We start from the raw sequence: 23,971 nt of genomic DNA, 5'->3' as shown, positions 1-23,971 counted from the left end.
AATTGTGCATGAATCCACACAAATGCCAAGCGCGATCGTGCGAAACTTCGCACGGAATGTCGAGCGCCGAACAGACGTCATAAAAATAACTGAAGCATTTCAATGGCATGGAGGCGATGCGTCTTCTGGCATGGCGATTGCAAAATAGCATGTGGACGCCCGAAAGGCCGTCGACCCGTTAACGTCTCTGCCCCGGGAGGCCGCTTGAAGCGGTTGGGGCGCGCTGGAGGATACGCACATGCATGCATCTTTCGCATCGGCTGAAGAGCCGGTCGCCAAGCGGCCGTTCTATCGCCAACTTTATTTCCAGGTTCTCGCGGCCATTGCCGCCGGCATCCTGCTCGGGCATTTCTATCCGGAACTCGGCGCCAGCCTGAAGCCGCTCGGCGACGCCTTCATCAAGCTCGTGAAAATGATCATCGCTCCGGTGATCTTCCTCACCGTCGCCACCGGCATCGCTGGCATGTCGGATCTCAAGAAGGTCGGACGCGTCGCGGGCAAGGCGATGATCTATTTCCTGACCTTCTCGACGCTCGCTTTGATCGTCGGCCTCATCGTGTCCAATGTCGTCCAGCCCGGCGCGGGCATGCATATCGACCCGGCCTCGCTCGACGCCAAATCGGTGCACGACTACGCCGAAAAGGCCCATGATCAGTCGATCGTCGGCTTCCTGTTGGGCATCATTCCCAAGACCATCGTCGGCGCCTTCGCCGAAGGCGACATCCTACAAGTGCTGTTCTTCTCCATCCTGTTCGGCATTTCGCTTGCCATGGTCGGCGACAAGGCGAAGCCCGTCACCGATTTCCTTCAGGCGGTCACCCTGCCGGTCTTCAAGCTGGTGGCGATCCTGATGAAGGCGGCGCCGATCGGCGCTTTCGGCGCCATGGCCTTCACCATCGGCAAATATGGCATCGGCTCGATCGCCAACCTCGCCATGCTCATGGGCACCTTTTACGTCACGTCGTTCCTGTTTGTGGCGGTCATCCTCGGCGCGGTCGCTCGCTACAACGGCTTCTCGCTGCTTGCGCTGCTCCGCTACATCAAGGAAGAACTGCTGCTGGTGCTCGGCACCTCGTCGTCGGAAGCGGCTCTGCCGGGTCTGATGAACAAGATGGAGCGCGCCGGTTGCAAGCGCTCGGTCGTGGGTTTGGTCATTCCCACCGGCTATTCGTTCAATCTCGACGGCACCAATATCTATATGACGCTCGCCGCCCTGTTCATCGCGCAGGCCACCGACACGCCGCTGTCGCTCGGCGATCAGGTTCTGCTTCTGCTTGTGGCCATGCTGAGCTCCAAGGGAGCGGCCGGCATCACCGGCGCGGGCTTCATCACGCTTGCCGCCACGCTGTCGGTCGTCCCGACCGTTCCGGTGGCCGGCATGGCGCTGATCCTTGGCATCGACCGCTTCATGTCGGAATGCCGCGCGATCACCAACTTCATCGGCAACGCGGTGGCGACCGTCGTGGTGGCGCGTTGGGAAAACGAACTGGACGTCGAGAAATTCAACGCCGCGCTCTCCGGTTCTCCGGAGCCTGTCGGTGATCTGATCGAAGTTCAGCCGGTTCCCGCCGAATAAGCGGCCCCGGCATACGGATATCCAAAGGCGGTCTCCCGGGAGGCCGCCTTTCTCGATTCAGGGGCTCGGCCAATAGGCGTCATCGGCGAAGTCTTCCGGCGTCGACGCCAGCGAAGACAGAGTCTTCGCCACGAACTCGATCTGCATCCGCAACCGGTCCACCGATTTGGGAACCGGCTCGCCCGTGGCCAGCATCCTCGCCCTGTAGGCGTCATAGCCGAGGGCTGCGATGCGTCGTCGCGCTTCGTCGCCGATCGTTTGTGATCGCGCTTGATGCGGCCTGGTCGCCATTCCGCCCTGAATGATCCTGAAATTCATGCGCCCCTCGCATGGTCGACAAAGGGGCATCATGCGGGCGGGGGCTTGCGCCGCGCTAGCTGCAGTCATGCGTCAGGGCGGCTTTCGTCACGTTCGATAGTCACCGCGCCAGTGGGTCGATTGTCGACCGGAGGGATGTCGCGATCCGCCAGGCGATCGGCCATGACCTCTCGCTGGCCTTCTTTCTGAAGCCGCTGGCTGCCGACGATCTCCGCCGTCAGCTGTTTGAAAAATCCGCGGATCCGCAGCAGCATCACGTCTCTCCTGTTTACGTTGCGCCGTCAGGGCTCTGATCTATGGCGTGCGGACTCGGCTGGGTCGGCGCGGCATTGTCGGACTGGAAGAGATTGTCGCTGGAAAACAAGGCGACCAGCAGGATCACCACTACCACCGCCGCGAAGAAAAACCACAGCGCTCGGTTGGCTCCACGTTCATTCTGCATCGCTCGCTCCTTCTAAACTGTCGTCGCTTAACCAGTGAAGCGCCCAAGCGTTCCCGAGATCTTGCACGCGGCGATTTGCGTGCACCGAAGCACTTTGGATGCCGCGTCTTCTATGCTAGGACTGCTTCGCCAGCCTGAGGATATGAACCAGCATGCAAGCAATGTATTATGAGCGGTTCGGCGAGACGCCGGAGATCCGGACCGTGGCCGACCCTTCCCCCTCCAGATCGGGCGTCGTCATCGAAGTGAAGGCTGCCGGATTATGCCGAAGCGATTGGCATGGCTGGAAAGGGCATGACCCCGACATCCGCCTGCCGCATGTGCCGGGTCATGAATTCGCGGGCGTGATCGCTGCCGTGGGCGCAGACGTCACGGGCTTCCGTCCTGGCGACCGCGTGACCGTTCCTTTCGTTTCCGGCTGCGGACGATGCCGCGAATGCCGCTCGGGCAACCAGCAGGTCTGTGAGGAGCAGTTCCAGCCCGGTTTCACCCATTGGGGCTGCTTCGCCGAATATGTCGCCATTGATTACGCCGAAAACAATCTGGTCAAACTTGACGAGCGGATCGATTTCGCCACCGCCGCCAGCCTTGGCTGCCGCTTCGCCACCTCGTTTCGCGCTGTCGTCGACCAAGGTCGGTTGCGGGGCGGCGAATGGCTGGCCGTGCATGGTTGCGGCGGCGTCGGCCTGTCCGCGATCATGATCGGCAAGGCGCTGGGCGCCAATATCGTCGCCATTGACATTGCCCAGGACAAACTCGATTACGCCCGCCGGCTCGGCGCTGCGGTCACACTGAACGGCGGCGAGATCGAAGACATTCCGGCGGCCGTCAAGGATCTGACTCACGGGGGCGCGCATGTGTCGATCGACGCGCTCGGCCATCCCCAGACCTGCTTCAACTCCATCGCCAATCTGAGGCGCCGGGGCCGGCATGTCCAAGTTGGCCTCATGCTGGCCGATCACGCCCGTCCGATGATCCCGATGTCCCAGGTCATCGCGCATGAACTGGAAATTTACGGCAGCCATGGAATGCAGGCCTGGCGCTACGACGACATGATGGCGATGATCCTGTCGGGGCAGCTCGATCCCTCAGCGCTCATCGGCTCCCGCCTATCGCTTGGCGATGCGGTCCCGGCCCTCGTTGAGATGGACAGGTTTGCCGACAAGGGCATCCAGGTCATCGATCAATTCGCGACATAAAAATTGACTTATAACAAAGACCGCGGTTGGCCGCGGGCCTAGTGATGAGGTGATCGGGTTCCAATGTGGATGAAGGGTGAGTTGGTTGAGATCCAGCAGATGAAGTCGCCGCTGAACGCCGAAGACGAAGCGAGGCGCGTTGAAGGCGTCCGGGCTCTTCTGGCCTTGGGCCTACGCAACGATCAAGGTCTTCAAGCGATCGTCAATGCGCTCGCCATTCTCTTCGACGCCGGGGCGGCAGTCCTCACGCTGGTCGATCGCGACCGCCTGATTTTTGTCGTGCAGCAGGGCATTCCTCGCCAGGATATGCCGCGCAAGGAATCGTTTTGCTCTTCGACTATCCTGTCGGATGAAGTTCTCGTTGTTCCGGATGGCGCCGCTGACCTGCGTTTCGCCAATCGCCCGCTCATCGACGACCAGCCACGCATGCGCTTCTATGCGGGCGCGCCGTTGACCACGCCCGAGGGCCATCGCGTTGGCTCGCTTTGCGTGCTGGACCCCAAGCCGAGGGTCGGCATATCAGACCATCAGAAAAACGCGATCAAAGCGCTGGCGACGCTCGCCATGGACCGCATCTGCGCGCTGCGAGACGCCTGGAACCGGGCGAGTGCGCTGGATTGTTTCGAGACGGAAACGCGGCCGATGCTGGCGGTCAACGCCGCAGGCGCGATTGAATACGCCAACGTCGCCGCAGCCGAGCTTCTGGGGCGTGGCCAGGCCGAACTCTGCGGCCTGGCCTTTGACGCCGTCATCGCGCCCGGCCCGCTCAACGCCGGCTGCGAAACCCTCATGTCGGTCTATGCGCATGGGCGTGAATCGCATGTCAGCAAGCGGCTGTTTCGCACCGCCATCCTCGGCGGCGGCGGCGAAAGGCCGGTGGAAATTTCGGTCCAATCCTGGGCGGCGCCTGATGGCGCGGGTATGATCGCTTTTGTCGGAGAGGCGGTTGCGCTTGCCAATCCCTCGGGCAATTTCGCGTTCGTCCGCCCTGCGGCGGGTCGAAACACCCAGGCCGATCTGGCCCGCGCGCTCGATCGCGGCGAATTTCTGTTGCATTACCAGCCGCAAGTCTCGATGGACACCGGCGGGATGCATGCGGTCGAAGCGCTGGTGCGCTGGAGCGATCCGCAACGCGGCCTGCTGCTGCCAAAGTCCTTTCTGATCGATGTGGAGGAAAACGGCTTTGCCCTGCCGCTCGGCTGGTGGATTCTCGACGAGGCCGCATCCCAACTCGCGCAATGGCGTCGTCAGGGGCTTGCGTTGCAACGGGTCAGCGTCAACCTGTTCACCGCTCAATATCGTTCGGAGGCGCTGGTGCGGCGCGTGCTGCAGGCTCTTTCCGTCAACAATCTCGCGCCCGAGATGATCGAACTCGAAGTGACCGAGACGATTGCGCTGCTCAACGACGAATGCGGTCTTCGATCGCTTCGCTGTCTCGCCGATCTCGGCGTTCGCATCGCCTTCGACGATTTCGGCACCGGATATGCTTCGCTGAGTTCATTGCAGCAATTCCCGCTGACGACCTTGAAGCTCGACCGTAGCTTTATCCAAAACATTCAGAGCAATCGCAGCGACGCGGTCATCACCAAGTCGATGATTGCGCTGGCGCGCGACCTGGGGCTCGAAAGCGTGGCGGAGGGCATCGAAACGCCGGGCCAGCACGATGTCTTGGCCGAAATGGGCTGCGCGGTGGGTCAGGGTTTCCTTTATGGCCGGCCGGTTTCGGCGGCTGATCTGCCCGCGCTTGTTGCTGGCAATGACGCCGGAGCTTTGACGATGATGCGGAACTCGTCGTTTTTTCATGCTTGATTTTTGCTATATTTGATATTGATCAAACAAATAAGTGGTATCGCCTGTCAGGCTCGTCCAAAGCTGCGCGCTTGGCGCGGTGATTAGATTTCAGCCTTTGTGCCGGAGCGGGCATGGCAGCCTATACAGTTCGACCGATTTCGGAAGCCGATATTCTCCCGTCCCAACTTCTTGTCGAGGCTGGCGGCGTCGGCATTGCCGCAGATGAATGGCGGATCTTCGTTCGCCGCATTATCGAATGGCGCGGCGCCACCGGCCTGCATGACGAAGTGCATGTGGCGGTGGACCGCGGCGGCGTCATAAAGGGACTGATGTTTTCTCAGGCGATCCAGAGCCTGTTGTTCGGCCGCACGCTGGATGCCCCGGTGTTCCTGACCGCAAGCGCCATCGACGAGGACGGTGTGATTGTCGCTCTTGTCGAGAAACTCTCCGAACGCGCTCGCGCCTCGGGTTGCCGGCAGACGCGCATCTGGGCGCCCGGCGGAGAAGCCTGGCGACGCGTCGCTGAACGCATCGAAGGCGCCGTCACGTTTGCGGGGCTCTGCGTCAATATCGCAGTTTGATGTCGTCAGCTCTGGTTGAGCCTTGATGTGAAGACATAGCCGACGCCGCGCACCGACTTGATGATCTGTGGATTGGCCGGGTCGACTTCGATCTTTTTCCTGAGCCGGGCGATCTGGGCGTCGATGGTGCGGTCGAAGGCGTCCAGGCTGCGGCCGCGCGTGAGATCCATCAATCGATCCCGGCTCAGCACACGGCCGGCATTGCGGGCCAGCACGGCGAGCATGTCGAATTCGCCTGTGGTGAGATCGATCATGTCTCCGTCCTGTTGCGTCAGGGACCGCCGCGACAAATCCAGAATCCAGCCTTCGAAAACGACCTGGTCGCTCTCGCCCGCCGTCTCTTTGCGCGTTGGCGCGCGTCGGCGAAGCACCGTGCGTATCCGCGCCAGCACTTCCCGTAAGTGGAAAGGTTTGCTCATATAGTCGTCAGCGCCGAGTTCCAGCCCGACGATGCGGTCGAGCACGTCGTCTTTGCCGGTCAGCATGATGATCGGCGTGTCGGAGCGCGCTCGCACCTCGCGCGCAAGTTCCAGCCCGCTTTCGCCCGGCAGCATGAGATCGAGCAGAATGATGTCGAAAGCGGCGCTGCGAAGCGCGTCGCGCATACCATCGCCGTCCGCCACTGCTGTGACGCGATAGCCCTCGTCCTCGAAATATCTCAACAGCATCTGTCGGATACGCTGGTCGTCGTCAACGACGAGAATGTGCTCCTTCTGACTGGACGCCCCGATCATTTTATTATGGCTTTCCACTGGAATCGGCTCGTTACAAACTGTTACACAATTGCACGTTTCATAACAGACAAATCGAACGCATGTAACGCGGGCGGTGGATATTGGCGACAACAGACGAGGAGAATTCACATGTTGTTGGAAGCCGCTTCCCATCGCCGCCCACATCACGCCGCCAAGAACGTGACGCCTGAAATCACGCTGTCTTCAGTATTTTCGGATCGCCCCACCGAATCGTTCGGAGCGGGCGCAGGACTGGTGTGGGAGGGCGATCCCGCCACCCATGTGTTCGAAGTGGTGGAAGGGGTCCTTCGGATTTTCCGCATCATCGGCGACGGACGCCGCGCCATTACCGGCTTCCTCTATCCCGGCGATATTCTGGGCGTGTCGATGCGCGATCGATATCTCTATAGCGCCGAGGCCGTCAACGCGGTCAGAGTTCGCCGTTTCTCCGCCGCTTCGTTCCAGCAGGCCATCAATCTGTCGCCCGAATTGCGGCCACAGTTTTTTGCCAAGCTCTGCGACGAAATGGCTGGCGCGCAAGAACAAATGGTGATGTTATCGCGCAAGAACGCTGAAGAGCGCATCTGCACCTTCCTTCTGCGCTTGGCGGAAAGAAAGGCGGGAGACCGCGCCGACAATCAGGACGTTGATGTGCCGATGACGCGGCTGGACATGGCCGATTATCTTGGTCTGACCATCGAGACTGTGTCGCGCACGATTACGAGCCTGATCGGTCGCGGCGTGATCTCCCAGCGCGGTCGCCACGACATGCGCATCAACAAATATTCCATGCTCGCGCGCCTGGCTGGCGATGGCGATTGCATGGGGGCCAACGGTTCCGGCGAACCTTATGCGCGCCAGGCTGTTTGGCCTGCCTGAAGCCGGAAAGGACGTCGATGTCGCCTGCCATGCTATCGCCCACCACCGAGGCGGCGTTGGACGAAATGATGCGACTGCTCGATTATTCGAGCGTGATCGTCCATACGATGCAAGGCGTGATCCGCCGCTGGTCGTCCGGCTCCGAGCGATTGTTCGGCTGGACAGAGGCCGAGGCGGTGGGGCAGGAAGTGCAGACGCTGCTGCAGACGGTGCTGTCCAAGCCCAGGGACGTCATCCGCGCCGCGCTGCAGGACAATGGCGTCTGGGCGGGGGAACTGGTGCACAGGCGCCGTGACAAATCCCAGGCCCCGATGTCGAGCCAACTGATCGTTGTCACCGTAGAAGGCGAAGCCGAGCCGCTGGTGATCCAGATCAACACCGAGATCAGCGAAATCAAGGATATCCAGGTCGACCTGGCGGCGCGCGAGGCGCATTTGCGCTCCATTCTCGACACCGTGCCGGAAGCCATGGTGGTGATCGATGAGGTCGGGCGCATCACCTCTTTCAGCACCGCGGCCGAACGCCTGTTCGGCTATATGGCAGACGAAGTCGAGGGGCGGAATGTGCGCATGTTGATGCCCAACCCGCATCGCGACGCGCATGACGGCTATATTTCCAATTATCTCCGCACCGGCGAACGCCGCATCATCGGCTTCGGCCGGGTGGTCAACGGTCAGCGCAAGGACGGCACCACCTTTCCTATGGAGCTCGCGATCGGCGAGGCGCTCGCCAATGACCGGCGCATCTTCACCGGCTTCATCCGCGATCTCACCAGCCGCCACAAAATCGAGGAAGAGCTGCGCCAGGCGCAGAAGATGGAGGCGGTCGGCCAGTTGACCGGCGGCATCGCCCATGACTTCAACAATCTGCTGACGGTGATCAGCGGCAACCTCGAAATGCTGGAGTCGCGGCTTTCCGATCCGGCGCAGCGTCTGTTGCTGCGCGAAGCACAGGATGCTGCCGAGGACGGCGCGAAACTCACCGGCCAGCTGCTGGCCTTTGGCCGCCGCCAGCCGCTGAGCCCCAAACTCGCCGATATCGGCCAGTTGGTCAGCAGTTTCGCGGATCTCCTGCGTCGCGCCGTCGGCGAAAGCGTCGAATTGCGTCTGGTCCTCAAAGGCGGACCAAACCAGACGCTGGTGGACGGGCCGCAATTGCAAAACGCTTTGCTCAATCTGTCGCTCAACGCCCGCGACGCCATGCCTCGCGGCGGCGTGTTGACGCTCGAAATCAGCCGCGTGCGGCTCGATGTCGATTACGCCCAGATGTATCCGGAAGTGCGCACAGGCGATTACATCGTGATTGCGGTGACGGACAATGGCGTCGGCATGAGCGAAGAGATCAAGGCGCGCGCCTTTGAGCCCTTCTTCACCACAAAACAGGTGGGGGCCGGCTCCGGCCTCGGTCTCAGCATGGTCTATGGTTTCGTCAAGCAATCCGGGGGGCATATCCAGATTTATAGCGAGTCTGGTCTCGGCGCGAGCGTCCGGCTGTTTCTGCCTGTCGCCGGAGTGGTCGAAGAAACGGTCGACGACGCGCGCGCGGATGCGGACGCGCCCGCTGCCGCGCCGAGAGGCCATGAGACCATCCTCGTGGTCGAGGATGATCCGCGCGTGCGCCGGGTGACTGTTGGCCGCCTCGTGTCGGCGGGATATGACGTCGTCGAAGCCGGCAATGGGCCTGAAGCCATCGAGATCCTGGAAACGCATCCAGATATCAGCCTTTTGTTCACTGACATCGTGATGCCCGGCGGCATGCATGGCGGCGAACTCGCTGAATTGGCCCGAGGGCTTCGACCGGAGCTGAAAGTGCTGTTCACCTCGGGCTATGCCGAGCCGAGCATCGCCGGCCGCGAATTGGTCAACGAGGAAAGCTGGCTCAAGAAGCCCTATACCGCCACAGAACTCGCCTTGCGCCTTCGTCAGCTTCTCGATTGATCAAGCTGGTTTCCAGTCGCCATTTGCGCCATGTCAAGGCGGAACCGGTTTCGCCTGTTTATTCCGCCTCTTAGCAAATTGCTGAAAGGAACTGGAAATGCATGCATTCGTCAAAGTCGCCGCCCGCGCCGCCCTTGTCGCCTCCTTTATGGCCGGGTCTGCTCTTGCTGCCGATATCGAGGTTCATATGCTCAACAAGGGCAAAGACGGCGCGATGGTGTTTGAGCCCGGCTTCGTCAAGCTCGCGCCCGGCGACAGCGTCACATTCGTTCCCACCGACAAGAGCCACAACGCCGAAAGCATCAAGGACATGATCCCGGCGGGCGCCGAGCCCTTCAAGGGCAAGACCAATCAGTCGGTCAAGGTGACTTTCACCACGCCAGGAGCCTATGCCGTCAAATGCATGCCGCATGTCGGCATGGGCATGGTGGCGCTGGTGGTGGTCGGCGACGCGCCGGCCAATATCGATGCGATCAAGGCCGCTAAGTTGCCCAAGAAGGCGCGCGAGCGTCTCAACGCCGAAATCGCCGCCGCCGGCCTCTGATTTTCTCTCGTAAGACGGCGTCTTGCCGTCGCCTTGCCCAGATTGATCCGCATGATCGCCTCTGCCGTAGCATTACGGCGGAGTTCGGCGTAAAACCCGGTTCGCGATTTTCAAAAGAAGCGGCGCATGCGGATCATTCTCATCATTCTCGGTTGGCTTTGCGTGGCCTTGGGCGTTATCGGCATTTTTCTGCCGCTCTTGCCTACGACGCCATTCATCCTGTTGGCGGCATGGCTTTTCGCCCGCGCCTCGCCGCGCTTTGAGCGTTGGCTTTACGAGCACCGTGTTTTCGGCCCGCCCTTGCATGCATGGCGGGACAATCGCGCCATTCCCCGCCGCGCCAAGGTCTTCGCTATCGCGATGATGGCCGTCAGTTTCGCCAGTCTGCTGATCATTCTTCACCCGCCGTTCTGGTTGGCGCTGGTTGTCGGCGCGCTGTTGTCCGCCTCCGCTCTGTTCGTGGCGACCCGCAATGAGGGCCGCATCGGCTGAAAAGCCGGTTCGCGCGGGCTAGATGTTGCTAATCAGGCCTTTTCCGGGATGTCCGGCGAATTGATTCGCCTCCGGGGCTTGAAGCAGCAGCCCCCTCCGTTTATCGCCTTGATGACTTTGGACGTCTGACAGGAGATCGAGATGAGCGGCGTGGTGAAACTGAGCGTGGACAAGGCGTCCGACCTGATCTTCGACGCGCTGATCGGCGCGGGCGTCGCGGCCCGCAACGCCCGCTATTTTTCCGACGCCATTCTGGAGACCGAACTGTCGGGTCTTGACGGCCATGGGCTCGACTGGCTGCCCACTTATTGCGCCCATGTCGAGAGCGGCAAAGTCGACGGCGCCGCCAATCCCGCCGTCAAGCGCATCTCGCTCGTCTCTTTCCGTGTCGACGCCAAGAATGGCTTCGCCCACCCGGCCATCGAAAAGGGCTTTTCCCATCTCGTGCCGGCGGCGCAGGAATATGGGGTGGCGGCCATGGCGGTGCATAATTCCTACAACGCCGCGACGCTCGGCTTTCACACCGGCTATCTCGCCCAGCAGGGGCTGGTGGCGCTCGGCTTCGCTAATTCGCCGGCGGTCATGGCGCCGGTCGGCGGCCGCAATCCGGTGATCGGAACCAATCCCTTCTCTTTCGCCGCTCCCGGACGCAAGGGTCGCGTCGCCTTCCTGGTCGACATGGCCTCCTCCGCCTCGTCCTGGACCGCAGTCAAGCAGGCCGCCGAGAAAGGCGAAGCCCTACCGGAGGGCGTCGCCTATGAGCGGGGCGGTCAGCCGACCACCGACGCCAAGGCGGCGCTTGACGGCATGCTCGCGCCTGTGGGCGGACCCAAGGGTTTCGCGCTGGGTCTTGTGGTGGAAGCCATGTCGGCCGCACTCGCCGGCGCCAATCGCGGCGTGGAAATGGGCTCGATGACCGATGACGATGGACTGCCTGTTGGATCCGGCCAATTTTTCATCGCGCTGGAGCCGAAAATGTTTTCAGGCGGCCTGTTCGAAAAGCAAATCGAGCGCCTGATCGCCTCCGTGACCTCTCAGCCGGAAGCGCGGATGCCTAACGATCGCCGCGCCGCCAATCTCAAGCGCGGCCTCAAAAACGGTCTGACCATCGACAAGTCGCTCTACGAACGCATCAAGGCCTATACCGAGCGCAATATCTGAAGTCTCAGAAGAAGCGATAGGCGTAATGAAACAGCGGCGACGGCTCCCGGCCGTCGTCATCGAGAGACGGACCGGTGGTCTCCCGCGTCGCTGGTCTCGCATCCTTGTCGTCGACGGATTTGTTCGGTCTGACGGCCTTCTGTTCCGATTCCTGCTTGGGAATGAAGAAACCCAGTGTGAAGCCATTCATGCTGATCATTGCCGATCTCCTAGCGGATGATGAATGAAGTCATAATGCCGCCATATTTCCGGCTGTAAAGCGCAAATCGCGTCGGTCTTGGGGCGCAGTGCGGGGCGATCGGGCGTCAACAGCCCGTCCTCAATGCGGGGCGACGCGGTCGAGGGTTGCCGAACTTCCTGAAAAACATGAAAAATTAGCCGCTGCGCCGGCAGGCGGAACGGCTAGGATCATTTTGATCTATGGTCTGGATTTTCTGTCTTAAAAGATCAGGACGCTGCTTTTTCCAGCATCAAGCCTGTGTCAGACTCGGCGTAATCGCCTGACACCAACCGTTCCAGCGTCATGTTGTCGAGGATCTCGGCCACGGCGTCGCGCACTTCGGTCATCGACTTGCGCACCAGGCAGGACGCCGGATCGGGACAATCGTCGCAGGACTCGAAGGCGGTGCGGCTCGCGCAGCGGATCGGGGCCAGGGGGCCATCGATCACGCGGATGGCGTGGCCGACGCGAATCTCGGCGGCCGGACGCGATAGCGAATAGCCGCCCGTCGGACCCTTCTTGGAGCGCACGATGCCGGCATTGCGCAATTCCAGCAAAATCGTGTCGAGGAATTTCTTAGGAATATTGTTGGCCAGCGCGATTTCGCCGCTGAACAAGGTTTCGCCCGGAGGCAGCTTCGCCAAGGCGATCAGCGCCTTCAGCCCATATTTTCCCTTATTCGTCAGCATACCGCACCAATCCAACCACGAGCGCCGCCTTCATAGAACGGCGCTCGCCGTCTATGAAGGACTCTTAGCCTAAATAAGGCGCCCCAAGTTGTTTTTATATGAAATCGCGTGAAGAAATCTGGTTTTTCACGACAATTCTTATGCGGCGCTGCGCCTTTGCCGCATGGGGAGTTGCGAAAGCGCAATTTTGATCGCCGCAAGCGATGGAAACACCTGCCCGTCAACGCCCATGGCGTGATATTTGACCGCGAGAAATCTCAGCGATTCCCCATCCCGAATGGCGATTCCGACTGGCTCTCCGGCCAGTTCGACAACCTGTTTCTGCATGATCCGTCTCCATACCCGGGTCCAGAACGAGGGGCGGCCCGGCTTGTTCCTGCGTTGAATGTCGTCATTTCAAAACATTCCGCGCATTCGACAGGAGACTGCGAAAACGAAGTGAGAGTGTAAGCCTTCGCTATTTATTTCAGGCATGGCTCCATCCTTTCCCGCTGGGCCCCGGCGAATCCGGAGACGAAGCAACCATAGCAGAATAAAATTATGTATACAAATTTAGTAGATTTCCAAAAATCAACTCTCGGAGGATGTTTCGCCTAATTTTCCGTCGCGTGAAGGAAAATTGTCGCGAAGGGGCCGGATACGAAAATGGCGGCCGTGAGGGCCGCCATTGGCTGTCGGAACCGAAAGGTCGGATCAGAAAAAGGCCTGGATGCCCGTCTGCGCCCTTCCGAGGATCAGCGCATGGACGTCATGAGTGCCCTCATAGGTGTTCACGGTTTCCAGGTTCTGCGCATGCCGCATCACGTGATATTCGATCTGGATGCCGTTGCCGCCATGCATGTCGCGGGCCTGGCGGGCGATGTCGAGCGCCTTTCCGCAATTGTTGCGCTTGACGATCGAGATCATCTCGGGCGCGAACTTGTGCTCGTCCATCAGCCGGCCGACCCGCAGCGAGGCCTGCAGGCCCAAAGCGATTTCGGTCTGCATGTCGGCGAGCTTCTTCTGGAACAACTGCGTGCCGGCGAGCGGCTTGCCGAACTGGTGGCGATCGAGGCCATATTGGCGGGCGCGCAGCCAGCAATCCTCGGCGGCGCCCATTACGCCCCAGGAAATGCCGTAACGGGCGCGGTTGAGGCAGCCGAACGGACCCTTGAGGCCCGATACATTCGGCAGCAGCGCGTCTTCGCCGACTTCCACGCCGTCAATCACGATTTCGCCGGTGATCGAGGCGCGCAGCGACAGCTTGCCGCCGATCTTGGGGGCGGTGAGGCCCTTCATGCCCTTTTCGAGGATGAAGCCGCGGATCTGGCCGTCATGGGCCTCAGACTTGGCCCAGACCACGAAGACATCGGCGATCGGCGCGTTCGAGATCCACATTTTCGAGCCGCGCAGTCGGTACCCGCCGTCGATCTTCTCGGCGCGGGTTTTCATGCCGCCGGGGTCGGAGCCGGCGTCCGGCTCGGTCAGGCCGAAGCAGCCGATCAGCTCGCCTGAGACGAGGCCCGGCAGATATTTGTCCTTCTGCTCTTCCGAGCCATAGGCGTAGATCGGGTAGATCACCAGCGAGGACTGCACGCTCATCATCGAGCGATAGCCGGAATCGATGCGCTCGACTTCGCGCGCCACCAGGCCATAGGCGACATAGGAGGCTTCCGCCGCGCCATATTTTTCCGGCAGCGTCACGCCGAGCAGACCGGCTTCGCCCATCAGCTTGAACAGGCCGGCGTCGGTCTTTTCGTCGAGATAGGCCTCGCTCACGCGCGGCAGCAATTCGGCCTCGGCGAAGGCCTTGGCGCTGTCGCGGATCATCCGCTCTTCGTCGGACAGCTGGTCGTCGAGAAGGAAAGGGTCTTCCCAGTTGAAGGCGGACATGTCGCTCATCTCTCACTCCTGAAGAATTTGCCCGAACATGCCTTTCTGATGGTCCCGCGACAAGCCATATTTACTCTGCCGGATATCAGCTTTAGGAATAACCGATGTCCATGACCCAGCGCCGTCTCTTGCCGTCCACAGCAGCCCTTGCCGCCTTCGATTCCGTGGCGCGGCTCGGCAGCTTTTCGGCGGCCGCCGATGAATTGTCGCTCACCCAGGGCGCGATCAGCCGCCAGATCGCCATTCTGGAGGAGCAGCTCGGTGTTCGCCTGTTTCACCGCAACGGTCGCGGCGTGGTTCTCACCGAAACCGGCAAGACCTATGCCGAGGGCGTGGCCGAGGTCGTGCGCAAGATCAGGCTTCTGTCGCTGGAAGCGATGTCGAATTCGGCCGGCAACCGGTTGAGCCTCGCCATCCTGCCCACCTTCGGTACGCGCTGGCTGATGCCGCGCATTCCCGATTTCGTGGCGAAAAATCCCAAGGTCATCATCAATTTCGCCACCCGCATCCGGCGTTTCGACTTCGAGGCTGAGGAAATCGACGCCGCTATCCATATCGGCCAGCCGGATTGGCCGGGCGCCGATTGCCAGTTCCTGATGCATGAGGATGTGATCCCCGTGGCGAGCCCGGAATTTCTGGCGCGCAATCCGGTGCTCAGGCCTGAGGATATGATCAATCTGCCGCGCGTGGAAATGGCGTCCCGGCCTGGCGCCTGGGAACACTGGTTCGGCAGTCTCGGCGTCGACATCAAATCCAGCGGCGGCATGCGCTTCGAACAGTTTTCCAATGTCGCCCAGGCCTGCATCGCCGGTCTCGGCGTGGCGCTGATGCCGGTGTTTCTCATTGAGGCGGAACTGGCAAGCGGCCAACTGGTCAAGGCCTATGATCACCGTGTGCGCAGCCAGAGCGCCTATTATCTGGTCCGCCCGCTCGCGAAAGTCTCATATCCGCCGGTCAAGGCGTTTTCGGATTGGCTCATCGGCCAGGTCCGAACCTTCGAGGCGGAACGTCAACAGTAAAGCCGGCGGCGGCTGGCGAAGGAGGTTCCCATGGCCTGGTCGGCTGAACGCTATCTGAAATTCGAGGATGAACGCACCAGGCCCGCCCGTGAGCTCCTGTCGCGCGTCCCTTATATCGGCGACGCGCCTGTCTTCGATCTCGGCTGCGGCCCCGGCAATTCCACCGAATTGCTGGTCGAGCGTTTTGGCGTGAGCCAAGTGTCCGGCCTCGACAGCGATGACGACATGCTTGCGTCAGCACGGCGCCGACTGCCGGATACGCCGTTTCTGAAAGGCGATCTGGCCGACTGGCGTCCCGCTGCGTCGGCCGGTCTGCTGTTCGCCAATGCGGTGTTTCAGTGGCTGCCCGATCATCCCGCCCTTCTCGAGCGGCTGATGGATGATCTCGTCCCCGGCGGCGCGCTCGCCGTGCAGATGCCTGATAATCTCGATGAGCCGAGCCATCTGATGATGGAGGAGAGCGCCGTTACGGGGCCCTGGCGCGCGCGCTTTTCCACGAGCGTGCGCCGCCCTCCATTGCCCTCGGCCGAGAGCTATTACGACCGTCTCGCGCTGAAATCGTCGCGCGTCGATCTCTGGCGCACCACTTATTATCATGTGATGACAGGCCCCGACGCGATCGTCGATTGGGTGCGGGCCACTGGTCTCCGGCCCTATCTTGAGCGGGTTCCGGAGGATATGCGCGAGGATTTCCTCGTCGATTATACCGCCCGCATCGCCAGCGTCTATCCCGCGCGAGCCGATGGCCGGGTGCTGCTCGCTTTTCCACGGCTGTTCATCGTCGCGGTCAAGGCGTGAGCGATCATTCCGGCAAAGGCACTGTTACGGCAGGCCCAGCCGGAGCCGCCACTGACGTCTCCGTTGGCTTGGCTGTTGCACTCGCGCCCTCCTCGGGCAGCGGCACCAGCGCTGCCGCCCGCATCACAGCTCCCGGCTCTTCACCACCCGGAACCGTCACCGGCGCGGCCTCGGCGTCCTGGCGCCAGTCGTCGCTTGTTTGCTGAGGCTCAACTCGCGCCTTGCGGATGCGCGGCTTCGAGACTGTTGCGGGCTCCGTCGCCGCCACAGGCGCGATGATTGCTGGCTGTGGCGCGATGACGGCATTGACGCCGCTGCCCGCCGCATAGCGCAGCATGTCGATTGTCGCATCGCTGATCGGCCGCATCGAAAGGCCGTCCATCAGCAGACGGATCTGGGCTTCGTTCAGCGCCGGATCGCAATAGCGGAGCCGGATCTGTGCGGCGATGCGTTCATCGGCCAGTCCGGCAAAGCCGGTCTTATCGCCGGCGTTGACACTCTTGATGCGCTGCCAGGCATAGAGGCAGGCGCCGCCGCCCGGCAGGCTCGCGGTCGCATAGCCGTAGCGTCCGTTGATATTGGCGCCGAGCGCCGCGCCCATCTCGGGGGAGACGCCGGCGGGCAGCATGGCGCGCATTTCCCGACGCACTTCGGCAGCGCTCGGCGGCTGCAGCAGGCTGTTTTCCTTCGGCGGTCCCGCCATCACCGTCAGCAGGTTCTCGCCCGCCAGCGCTGTGCGGTTGGCGTAGACGATCTCCTGGCGGAAGTGGTCGCCATCCAATGATTGGCGCACGAGGAGGGCAGGGCCCGCGAGTTGCGGCAATTGCGCGGCGGCGAATTGCGGCGCGACTGTCGACACAGACGATTGCGGTTTGGCGGAGACGGCCTGCGTGGTCAGATACGGGTCAGGCCCCGAAGTCGAGCAACCCGCCAGCAATGAGAGCGCAGCGATAACAGCGCCGTGATGAAAAAACGTGGCCATCAGCGTCCTCCTGTCGGTCCGCTGGTCGCTGCGGCCAGCCCGCGCCGCACGCCGCTGTCATCAACATAGTCCGCGAGCGTTTCGAATATCGCCTTTGCCTCGGCCTTGTTGCCAAGATTGTAATGCGCCCAAGCGCGCAATTGCGTCATGCCCACCGGCTCCGGGGCGAGTCGGATGCGTTCGTTGAGCGCGTCGAGCGACTGGCGGTAATCCTTGCGGTCGAACGCGGCGCGCGCCATCTGCCAATAGATCTCCAGCCGGATCTCCTTGTCACGGGCGCCGCCCAGCGGATAGAGCGAGATCACCGATTGGGCCTCACTGGTCATCTGGTTGCGCAGAAGCGTCAGCGCGAGACCGTAAGCGGCGTCGCTCTGGGTCTTGCCGCCGCCGGAGAGGGCTGCGCTGAAGGCGGCCTGCGCTTCGGAATTCCGCTTCAGGCCCATCATGCACCAGCCCTTGACCAGTTGGTCGCCAGGCTTGAGCCCTTGTGTCGTCTCCCGGGCCGTGATCGCGGCCACGCAGTCGCCAAACCGTTTCTGCCCAAGCAACGCGTCGAAACCGCTCGCGGCGACGCTTCGCCTGCGACGCACGGACTCGGCCTGCTGGGGCTCGGCGCGCTGCGGCGACGTTTCGATGAAGTCGGGTTCTCGGGCCTGCTGTTTGGTTTCCAAGGCGCCTACCTGCATCTGGTCGATCACCGGCCTGGCGCTTGCGCGTCTGGCGCCCTTCTTGGCGAGGTGCACGTCGTCCCAGATGGCGGGATAGGTCTTGCCATAGGCCTTGTAGAGAGCTACCAGCGCGGCGCGATCGCCCAACTGTCCCTCCGCCAGCGCCAGGCCCTTCAGCCGCGCCTCATTGGGCTCCCAGGCGAAAGCCTTGTCGAACCAGGCGCGCGCGGCGGGAAACTGGCCGCTATTATAGGCGTACCAGGCGAGGATTTCGGCATGCGGTCCGCTCTTGGCGGCGAGAATCGCCTCGGCATAGGCGGCCACGGCGTCGGGTTTCACGCCTTCGGCATGCGGACCGGTAATGCGGGCCGCGAGCGCGTTCATCAGGAAGACAGGATCGGAAATCAGCGCGGCCTTGTAGGTCACGGCAAGCTCATAGGCTTCCTGATCGCGCGCCTGTCCCATCAGCGAGAGATAGAGGCCCTTGGCGTGATCTGCAGTCGGCTCCGCCTCGATGGCGCGGCGGAACCAGGCGCCGGCGTTGGCCGGCTCCTTGATCTTCAGATAATACCAGCCGAGCAGCGAAAAATCGGCCGGCGCCTTGCCTTCGGTCGCGGCGCTCGCGAGCGCGTCGATGTCGGTCTTGGCGAGCGGTTCGGTCTTCGCCTTGTCCGTATTGAACTCAGCCACCGCTCTGCGGGTCAAATCGGTCGTGACGCTGGAAAGGCCGGCGCTGATCACCGGATCGGCGGCGAACACCGCCATCACGCCGCGCACGTCGTCGGGCGTGAAGTCGCGGGTGGATTTCTTGATCGTCGCCACGATCGCGGATTTAGAAATCTGATGGGCGGGATCGCGGAACAGCAGCGCCCGGTAAAACCTCGCCAGCCGGTCCCGGTCGCCCAGCGCCGAATAGGCGTCGATCATGTCCCAGACCAGATCCACCTCTTTTTCCGTGGCCGGATCGATGGACGCGCCCGCTGCGGCCGCGCCCTGCCAGTTGCGCGCCTTGACTGCGGCGGTCACGGCAAAGCGCATTTTCTTGCGGGCAAACTTCGCCGCGAAGTCTCCGCTCGGCTTCCAGTCCGGGCGTTCGGCTGCGATCCGGGCCATCTCGGCGTCGACACCGGCGAAATCGTCCTTGGCGTAGAGCGCCCAGATACGGCTTTCGTCCACAGGCTTGGCGGTGGGCTGATAGAGATCCTGAGGCATCTCGAAGCCGGGATATTTGTGTTGCAGCCGCGCGAATTCGGCCTTCAGCCGCGCTTCTTCCTTGTTGCGGGCGTAGTAATACAGTGCTGCGAGTTCAATGGAGTCGGGGCCTCCTGCCGTTTTGACCGCGACCGTCACGGCTTTCGGCTTCGTCGCCTCGGTCGCTGTCGGAGCCGCATTCGGCAGGGTTTGCATCGCCTGCCTCGTGGATGGAGCGGGCGCCACCAGCGGGCTGGCGGGATCGGCCGCTTTCGCAGCGCCGACCGACAGGCAGAGAAGGCAAACGCCCGTGAACAGGATGGAACGTGTCATGCGTCGCTCCTTGTGCCCTTGCGTTGTACGACAAAGCCTAACCAGGCGGCGAAGAAGCCGATCAGCCCGATCACCAGCCCGACATAGATCTTGAAATTGTCCGACAGCCAGGCTGCTGCGATGCGGCGGTAGTTGCCGACGCTCTGCTCGGTAACGTCGCTGAAGCGGGGCGATGCGCCGTCAAGCGCTGCGAGCGTCAGAGTGTCGGCGGCAATGGCGGCTGCGCCTCCGCCCAGCCGAGGCCAGATGTCCGAACTCGCCAATTTCTTGACGCCGAGCGCGAGATCTTCAGGCGTGTTGGCGCGAATCTCGGTCGTGGCGCCGTCGCCTGCGGATGGAGATTGGGCGATGGTGACCAGCGCGTTCCTGAGATCCGGCGCGCTCGTCGTTTCCGATTGATAATTGAGCCAGCGCTTGAAGCGGTGGCCGAGCCTGTCTGCAGTCGCGCTGAAGCGGCTAGACCAGGAAAGGTCCGCGCCGTCATCGGTCGCCGATTGTCTGAACGCGGTGATCAACTGATCCTCGCCGCCGCTTGCTGCGACCTCGATCGCGCCGGTCTGCTCTAAGCTCACCGCGGCGGGAATGGTTCTGTCGTCGGCGGCTGTTTCCTCGTTTTCGCCCGCGCCGATCAGCACCAGCGCATCGCCCGCGATCGGACCGCCCGGCTTGCCGATCCTGAAATCCGCATTGACGGGCGCCTTTGCCGATTGCGCCAGCCGCGCCAGAAGCGTCAGCGCGGCCCCCGCCGCCTGCGGCGTTGCCTGGTCGAGATAGACAGGGAAAGGCTTGCCGTCGCCATAGGGATAGGCGGAGCCGGCCATGGCGCCGAGGTCCGGCAGGCGGGTGACGCGGGCCAGTTCGGGCACGCCGATGCTGGTCGTGTCGAGCAGGATATAGCGCGGTTTGATGTCCTCGCGCGTGTCGGGCGTGCAGGCCTTATCGGAGGCGCGCGGCAGTTCCGCCAGCATTTCCACCCGGTTGACGCCCGGCCTGAAAGCGCGCAGCGGCAATTCGATCAGCTTGCCGTCGAAATTCTGCCCGTCGGTGTTGCGGAAGGGGAAGGCGTTGACCACCACGTCGTTGACCCGCACCAGCATCTGCGATTGGGGTTCGAGCCCCGGCGCGGTGGCCGCATTCAGCGTCAGCGCCACCGAGCCGTAGTCGGCGGGGTAGAAGTCGGCCGGCATGGTCATGTCGAAGCGGGTCCGCATCATCCGGCCGGCAAAGGGCTCGCTATGGAACCCCATCTCCTTCAGCGTCGCGGTCTTGCCGGCGTCGAGCCTGACCTCGGCGAAACGCTTGCGGGCGTTGAGGTCGCGAAGACCCGTCATCATGTCCTTCTTCACCGTTTCGACGAGAAGGTCATGGACCGCAGCGGAAGACGGCGCGCGGAAAGTGACGGCGATGCGGCCTGCCTCGCCGCCGGGGGCCACGCTGACGCCGGCCGGTCCGCCGATCATCAGATAGAGGTCGATACCCGGGCCCTGACCCGGGCGATCGGAGAGGGAAACGGTGAGATCGGGCCGACCGAGATAGAGGCCGACGGCCTGGGCGACGCCAGAAGCCGCGTTGAGCAGGCTCGCGTCAGTTTTGGTGTCCGTCACCACGCGCAGGTCGGTCGAGCCGTTGGCCAGCCGTCCGGCCTTGTTGAGATCGGCAAGCACGCCAACCATGCCTGGATTTGCGGGTCGGAAGCCGCTCCGCGCCGAACTGACATCCGTCCACAGTTCGTATGTGGCGGTGAGCGAGCAATCGATGCGATGATGCTGCGCGATCTTGAGCCGCACGACATTGTAGCCGGCCCGCAAAGAGCCGGGGGCCGCCTTGAAGCTCTGGGGGGTGAAATCGAAAGGCGAGGCGATCTTGAATTCTCCCGCCGGCTTGCCGTTGATCGCCACGCTGGCGCGCCCGGTGTCGGGCAGCACGGACACAGCGTTCTTGTAGGCGAGCACGATGTCGCCGCCGGCCTCGGCCTCGGCCTTGCTGGCCCAGAAGGTGAATTCCGCCGTGTCGCTCTCGCCGGACAGGCGAAACCGCGTCGCCGCTTCGATGAAGGGCGTGAGCCCGCTGGCGGCGGCGATCGCTTGCGCCTTGGGCTCGACCGCGCCGGCGGGCGTCACGCTGGACGGCAGAAGCGGGTTATCCGCGCTCAGCGCCGGTGTCGACAGCGCCGAAAGGAGCAGGGTTGCGTTGATCAGGGATTGAGATTTACGCACGGAGACCTCCTGCGGCCTTGGTCAGCTCAGCCTCGATCTCCATCGGCGTCATCCTGACGCTCGCGGCTTTGATTTCGATCGGCGCATCAGGTTCGGACGCGACCTCGCTTTCGCCGATCCATCCGAGCGAATAGCGCAATGCCCTGAAGGTTTCCGAGAAGGTCCAGGCGGCGAATTTCACCGTGCCGGCAAAGAAGCCCAGCCGCACCTGGCGCCGGTTCAGCCGGTCCTGCAGCACCGCCTGCTTGGAATACATCAGATCGGCGATGACTGCGAAAGTCGCCGGCGTCCGTTCGCGATAGGCAAAGCCCCAGGCGGTGGGCGCTTCCGGCGAACGTCGGACGCCGCGCAGCACCATTTCCGCTGAAATCGCCTCGCCGCCGCGTCTCAGTTCCAATGTGCCCGAGAGCTGGCCGATCTCGGCGGCCTGCGGTTCGCCGTCGAGAAACTCCACCGCGACGCCGCCGCTCGAGGCGTCGCGCACGATCACCGAATGCAGCTTGTCGCCGATGCGCATCAGCGCATGGCGCTTGACCGGCAGGCGCTGGTTGCGCCTCAGTTCGCGCCGTTCGGCCACCACGCCAAGCGACGCGCCCGCCAGCGCCAGATTGATCAGGTTCCAGCCGGCCACGATCATCAGCAGATCGCCCGACAGGGGTTCGGTCATGTAGCGGAAGCCCGAATAGACGGCGGCGACCAGCAGGATGAAGAAGATGGCGAAATAGGGCTTGGCGATCGGGCTCATGCCGGATTTGTCGAGCGTCTGGCCTTTTGCCGTCACGTTGAAGGTTGGCTTGCGCGGATTGCGCACCACCGACACGATCGAGCCGAACAGCATCACCGACTGCACATATTCATAAAGCTCGGACACCCAGGGCCAGCGCACCCGGCCATAGAGATAGCTTTGCAGCGCGTAGGACGCGACCAGATAGGTCAGCGCGTAGGAGGCGAATTCGGTAATGTTGGACTGGAACACTTCCAGCGAGAAGAAGATGTAGAGCAGCGGCGAGAACATGAAGGCCAGCCGCGACAGCGGAAACAGCCAGAACAGGTTGATGCCGGCATAGCAGATACGCTGCTGCATCTTCAGCCCCTTGGCGAGGAAGGGACGATTGAGAATGAGGATCTGCAGCATACCCTGGCACCAGCGGGCGCGCTGGCCGATGAAGGACACGAAGGTTTCCGGCTGCAGGCCGGCGATCAGCGGCTTGTCGACATAGATCGAATGCCAGCCTTGCGAATGCAGCGCTAAGGCCGTCTCGCAATCCTCGGTGATCGACTGACCGGCAAAGCCGTTGGTGGTTTCCAGCGCCTTGCGTGACAGCACCGCCGCCGAGCCGCAGAAAAAGGACGAGTCCCATTTGTCGAGCCCGCGCTGCATGATCGAATAGAACATTTCGTTCTCCGACGGCATGCGCGCAAAGGTCTGAAGGTTCTTTTCCAACGGGTCGGGATTGAGGAAGTAGTGCGGCGTCTGGACGAGGAAGAGCTTTTCCGTCTCGCGGAAAAAGCCCACGGTCTCCTTGAGGAAATCGCGCACCGGCGCATGGTCGGCGTCAAACACCACCACGAGTTCGCCCTTCGAGATCTTCAGGCCTTCATTGAGATTGCCGGCCTTGGCGTGGCTGTTCTCCTTGCGGGCATGGTAGACCACGCCCATCGCGTCGCACAGCGCCTTGAGCTGCTCGTGGCGATGGATGGCGGCCAGCGCCTTGCGCGGATCGCGATCATTGCGCTTGGCGTCGGTGCCGCCGTCGTCGAGCAGATAAATGGTCAGCTTGTTTTTGGGATAGGCCATGGCCTTGGCGGCGGCAAGGGTCACCGCCAACAGTTCGGCGTCCTCGTTATAGCTTGGCACGAAGACGTCGACGGTCGGCAGGTCCTCGATCTTGGGCAGGCTGGGCGATTGCCGCTTCAAGGGATCGGCCAGCATGAACAGCGACACGAACAGCATCGCCAGGCAGTACATTTCGGCGAGATAGAGCAGGAAGCCGGGAATGAAGTTCCAGGGTTCATAGATGCTGGGCAGCGTGTCCACCGTGCGCCAATAGCCGTAGCGCAGCGCCAGCAGGCTCACGAAGCCGAAGGACATCATCCGGAAGATCTTGTTGTCTGGCCGGCTCATGGTGAAGAACATACAACCGAGAGCGCCGAAGCTCAGCACAAGCTGCGCCTGCAGGCTGATCGGCAAAAGCAACAGCCCAAGACCGATAAGTCCGGACACCATTCCCAAAAATGAGAAAATCACGCGCGCCATTGGCTCTCCATGCCCCTTCACCAATAAGGCCTTCATGGCCCATTCCGAGACAGCATGATCCTATGTCGCCAA

General features: G+C 62.3%; 23 protein-coding genes. 11 read left to right on the top strand and 12 right to left on the bottom strand.

The features are described 5' to 3' along the window. The first annotated feature begins 238 nt into the window (after positions 1-238). Positions 239-1,576 carry a dicarboxylate/amino acid:cation symporter gene (locus M2360_RS02575; RefSeq protein WP_280772801.1) on the top strand — a complete coding sequence of 446 codons (1,338 nt, stop codon included), beginning with the start codon at positions 239-241 and terminating at the stop codon, positions 1,574-1,576. Positions 1,577-1,633: 57 nt separating this feature from the next. Here M2360_RS02575 and M2360_RS02570 read toward each other — a convergent pair whose 3' ends face one another. The 3 genes from M2360_RS02570 to M2360_RS02560 form a co-directional block, all read right to left on the bottom strand. After that, positions 1,634-1,894, bottom strand: a complete 261-nt coding sequence (locus tag M2360_RS02570) for a hypothetical protein (RefSeq protein ID WP_280772800.1) — start codon at positions 1,892-1,894, stop codon at positions 1,634-1,636. Between the two features lie 65 nt (positions 1,895-1,959). After that, a complete protein-coding gene (locus tag M2360_RS02565; RefSeq protein WP_280772799.1) occupies positions 1,960-2,148 on the bottom strand; it encodes a hypothetical protein in 189 nt (62 codons plus the stop codon). A gap of 14 nt (positions 2,149-2,162) precedes the next feature. After that, positions 2,163-2,336, bottom strand: a complete 174-nt coding sequence (locus M2360_RS02560; protein WP_280772798.1) for a hypothetical protein — start codon at positions 2,334-2,336, stop codon at positions 2,163-2,165. 152 nt (positions 2,337-2,488) lie between these two features. On the opposite strand from M2360_RS02560, the gene M2360_RS02555 reads away from it, so the two are divergent. The 3 genes from M2360_RS02555 to M2360_RS02545 all read left to right on the top strand — a co-directional run bounded on the left by M2360_RS02555 (position 2,489) and on the right by M2360_RS02545 (position 5,907). Next, positions 2,489-3,535, top strand: a complete 1,047-nt coding sequence (locus tag M2360_RS02555; RefSeq protein WP_280772797.1) for a zinc-dependent alcohol dehydrogenase family protein — start codon at positions 2,489-2,491, stop codon at positions 3,533-3,535. Positions 3,536-3,598: 63 nt separating this feature from the next. Further along, positions 3,599-5,344 carry an EAL domain-containing protein gene (locus M2360_RS02550; RefSeq protein WP_280772796.1) on the top strand — a complete coding sequence of 582 codons (1,746 nt, stop codon included), beginning with the start codon at positions 3,599-3,601 and terminating at the stop codon, positions 5,342-5,344. 113 nt (positions 5,345-5,457) lie between these two features. Then, positions 5,458-5,907, top strand: a complete 450-nt coding sequence (locus M2360_RS02545; RefSeq protein ID WP_280772795.1) for a hypothetical protein — start codon at positions 5,458-5,460, stop codon at positions 5,905-5,907. Between the two features lie 5 nt (positions 5,908-5,912). On the opposite strand, the gene M2360_RS02540 is transcribed toward M2360_RS02545, so the two are convergent. After that, positions 5,913-6,641, bottom strand: a complete 729-nt coding sequence (locus M2360_RS02540; protein WP_280772794.1) for a response regulator — start codon at positions 6,639-6,641, stop codon at positions 5,913-5,915. Between the two features lie 129 nt (positions 6,642-6,770). Here M2360_RS02540 and M2360_RS02535 point away from each other — a divergent pair, with 129 nt between their 5' ends. The 5 genes from M2360_RS02535 (at position 6,771) to M2360_RS02515 (ending at position 11,654) form a co-directional block, all read left to right on the top strand. Continuing rightward, positions 6,771-7,520 (top strand): helix-turn-helix domain-containing protein, encoded by a 750-nt coding sequence (locus tag M2360_RS02535; protein WP_280772793.1) that lies wholly within the window; start codon positions 6,771-6,773, stop codon positions 7,518-7,520. 17 nt (positions 7,521-7,537) lie between these two features. Continuing rightward, positions 7,538-9,457 (top strand): PAS domain S-box protein, encoded by a 1,920-nt coding sequence (locus M2360_RS02530; protein ID WP_280772792.1) that lies wholly within the window; start codon positions 7,538-7,540, stop codon positions 9,455-9,457. A 97-nt stretch (positions 9,458-9,554) separates the two neighbouring features. Then, the gene (locus tag M2360_RS02525; RefSeq protein WP_280772791.1) at positions 9,555-10,001 is read left to right on the top strand and encodes a pseudoazurin; all 447 of its coding nucleotides are present in this window, start codon (positions 9,555-9,557) and stop codon (positions 9,999-10,001) included. A 126-nt stretch (positions 10,002-10,127) separates the two neighbouring features. Further along, positions 10,128-10,493, top strand: coding sequence for a YbaN family protein (locus tag M2360_RS02520; protein WP_280772790.1), 366 nt, complete (start codon positions 10,128-10,130; stop codon positions 10,491-10,493). Between the two features lie 141 nt (positions 10,494-10,634). Beyond that, positions 10,635-11,654 carry an Ldh family oxidoreductase gene (locus M2360_RS02515; protein WP_280772789.1) on the top strand — a complete coding sequence of 340 codons (1,020 nt, stop codon included), beginning with the start codon at positions 10,635-10,637 and terminating at the stop codon, positions 11,652-11,654. 4 nt (positions 11,655-11,658) lie between these two features. On the opposite strand, the gene M2360_RS02510 is transcribed toward M2360_RS02515, so the two are convergent. From M2360_RS02510 to M2360_RS02495, 4 genes are all read right to left on the bottom strand, one after another. Then, the gene (locus tag M2360_RS02510; RefSeq protein ID WP_280772788.1) at positions 11,659-11,853 is read right to left on the bottom strand and encodes a hypothetical protein; all 195 of its coding nucleotides are present in this window, start codon (positions 11,851-11,853) and stop codon (positions 11,659-11,661) included. A gap of 248 nt (positions 11,854-12,101) precedes the next feature. Continuing rightward, positions 12,102-12,563: an Rrf2 family transcriptional regulator gene (locus tag M2360_RS02505; protein ID WP_280772787.1), complete on the bottom strand. Its 462-nt coding sequence runs from the start codon at positions 12,561-12,563 to the stop codon at positions 12,102-12,104. A gap of 138 nt (positions 12,564-12,701) precedes the next feature. Next, the gene (locus M2360_RS02500) at positions 12,702-12,890 is read right to left on the bottom strand and encodes a hypothetical protein (protein ID WP_280772786.1); all 189 of its coding nucleotides are present in this window, start codon (positions 12,888-12,890) and stop codon (positions 12,702-12,704) included. 366 nt (positions 12,891-13,256) lie between these two features. Continuing rightward, on the bottom strand, positions 13,257-14,444 hold the full coding sequence (locus tag M2360_RS02495) for an acyl-CoA dehydrogenase (protein ID WP_280772785.1): 1,188 nt from the start codon (positions 14,442-14,444) through the stop codon (positions 13,257-13,259). A 95-nt stretch (positions 14,445-14,539) separates the two neighbouring features. Here M2360_RS02495 and M2360_RS02490 point away from each other — a divergent pair, with 95 nt between their 5' ends. Together M2360_RS02490 and tam are read left to right on the top strand one after the other, a co-directional pair. Beyond that, on the top strand, positions 14,540-15,454 hold the full coding sequence (locus M2360_RS02490) for a LysR family transcriptional regulator (protein ID WP_280772784.1): 915 nt from the start codon (positions 14,540-14,542) through the stop codon (positions 15,452-15,454). A 30-nt stretch (positions 15,455-15,484) separates the two neighbouring features. Further along, positions 15,485-16,252, top strand: coding sequence for a trans-aconitate 2-methyltransferase (tam, locus tag M2360_RS02485; protein ID WP_280772783.1), 768 nt, complete (start codon positions 15,485-15,487; stop codon positions 16,250-16,252). Between the two features lie 4 nt (positions 16,253-16,256). Here the strand turns inward: tam and bcsN are convergent, their stop codons facing one another. The 4 genes from bcsN to bcsA are packed head-to-tail and all read right to left on the bottom strand — an operon-like array spanning position 16,257 to position 23,899. Beyond that, complete coding sequence (gene bcsN, locus M2360_RS02480; protein ID WP_280772782.1) at positions 16,257-17,234, bottom strand: cellulose biosynthesis protein BcsN; 978 nt, start codon at positions 17,232-17,234, stop codon at positions 16,257-16,259. Further along, the gene (locus M2360_RS02475; RefSeq protein ID WP_280772781.1) at positions 17,234-19,426 is read right to left on the bottom strand and encodes a hypothetical protein; all 2,193 of its coding nucleotides are present in this window, start codon (positions 19,424-19,426) and stop codon (positions 17,234-17,236) included. Before M2360_RS02475 ends, bcsN begins: the two co-directional genes overlap by 1 nt. Next, positions 19,423-21,642, bottom strand: coding sequence for a cellulose biosynthesis cyclic di-GMP-binding regulatory protein BcsB (locus tag M2360_RS02470; RefSeq protein WP_280772780.1), 2,220 nt, complete (start codon positions 21,640-21,642; stop codon positions 19,423-19,425). Before M2360_RS02470 ends, M2360_RS02475 begins: the two co-directional genes overlap by 4 nt. Next, a complete protein-coding gene (gene bcsA / locus M2360_RS02465; RefSeq protein WP_280772779.1) occupies positions 21,635-23,899 on the bottom strand; it encodes a UDP-forming cellulose synthase catalytic subunit in 2,265 nt (754 codons plus the stop codon). The genes M2360_RS02470 and bcsA overlap by 8 nt, the downstream gene beginning before the upstream one ends. Between the last annotated feature and the right edge of the window lie 72 nt (positions 23,900-23,971).

It is taken from the genome of Rhizobium sp. SG_E_25_P2 (assembly GCF_029892285.1).
Taxonomy (GTDB): domain Bacteria; phylum Pseudomonadota; class Alphaproteobacteria; order Rhizobiales; family Rhizobiaceae; genus Rhizobium_E.
The sequence above is the reverse complement of the archived record's forward strand: the minus strand, read 5'-3'. Positions and strand labels throughout refer to the sequence as shown.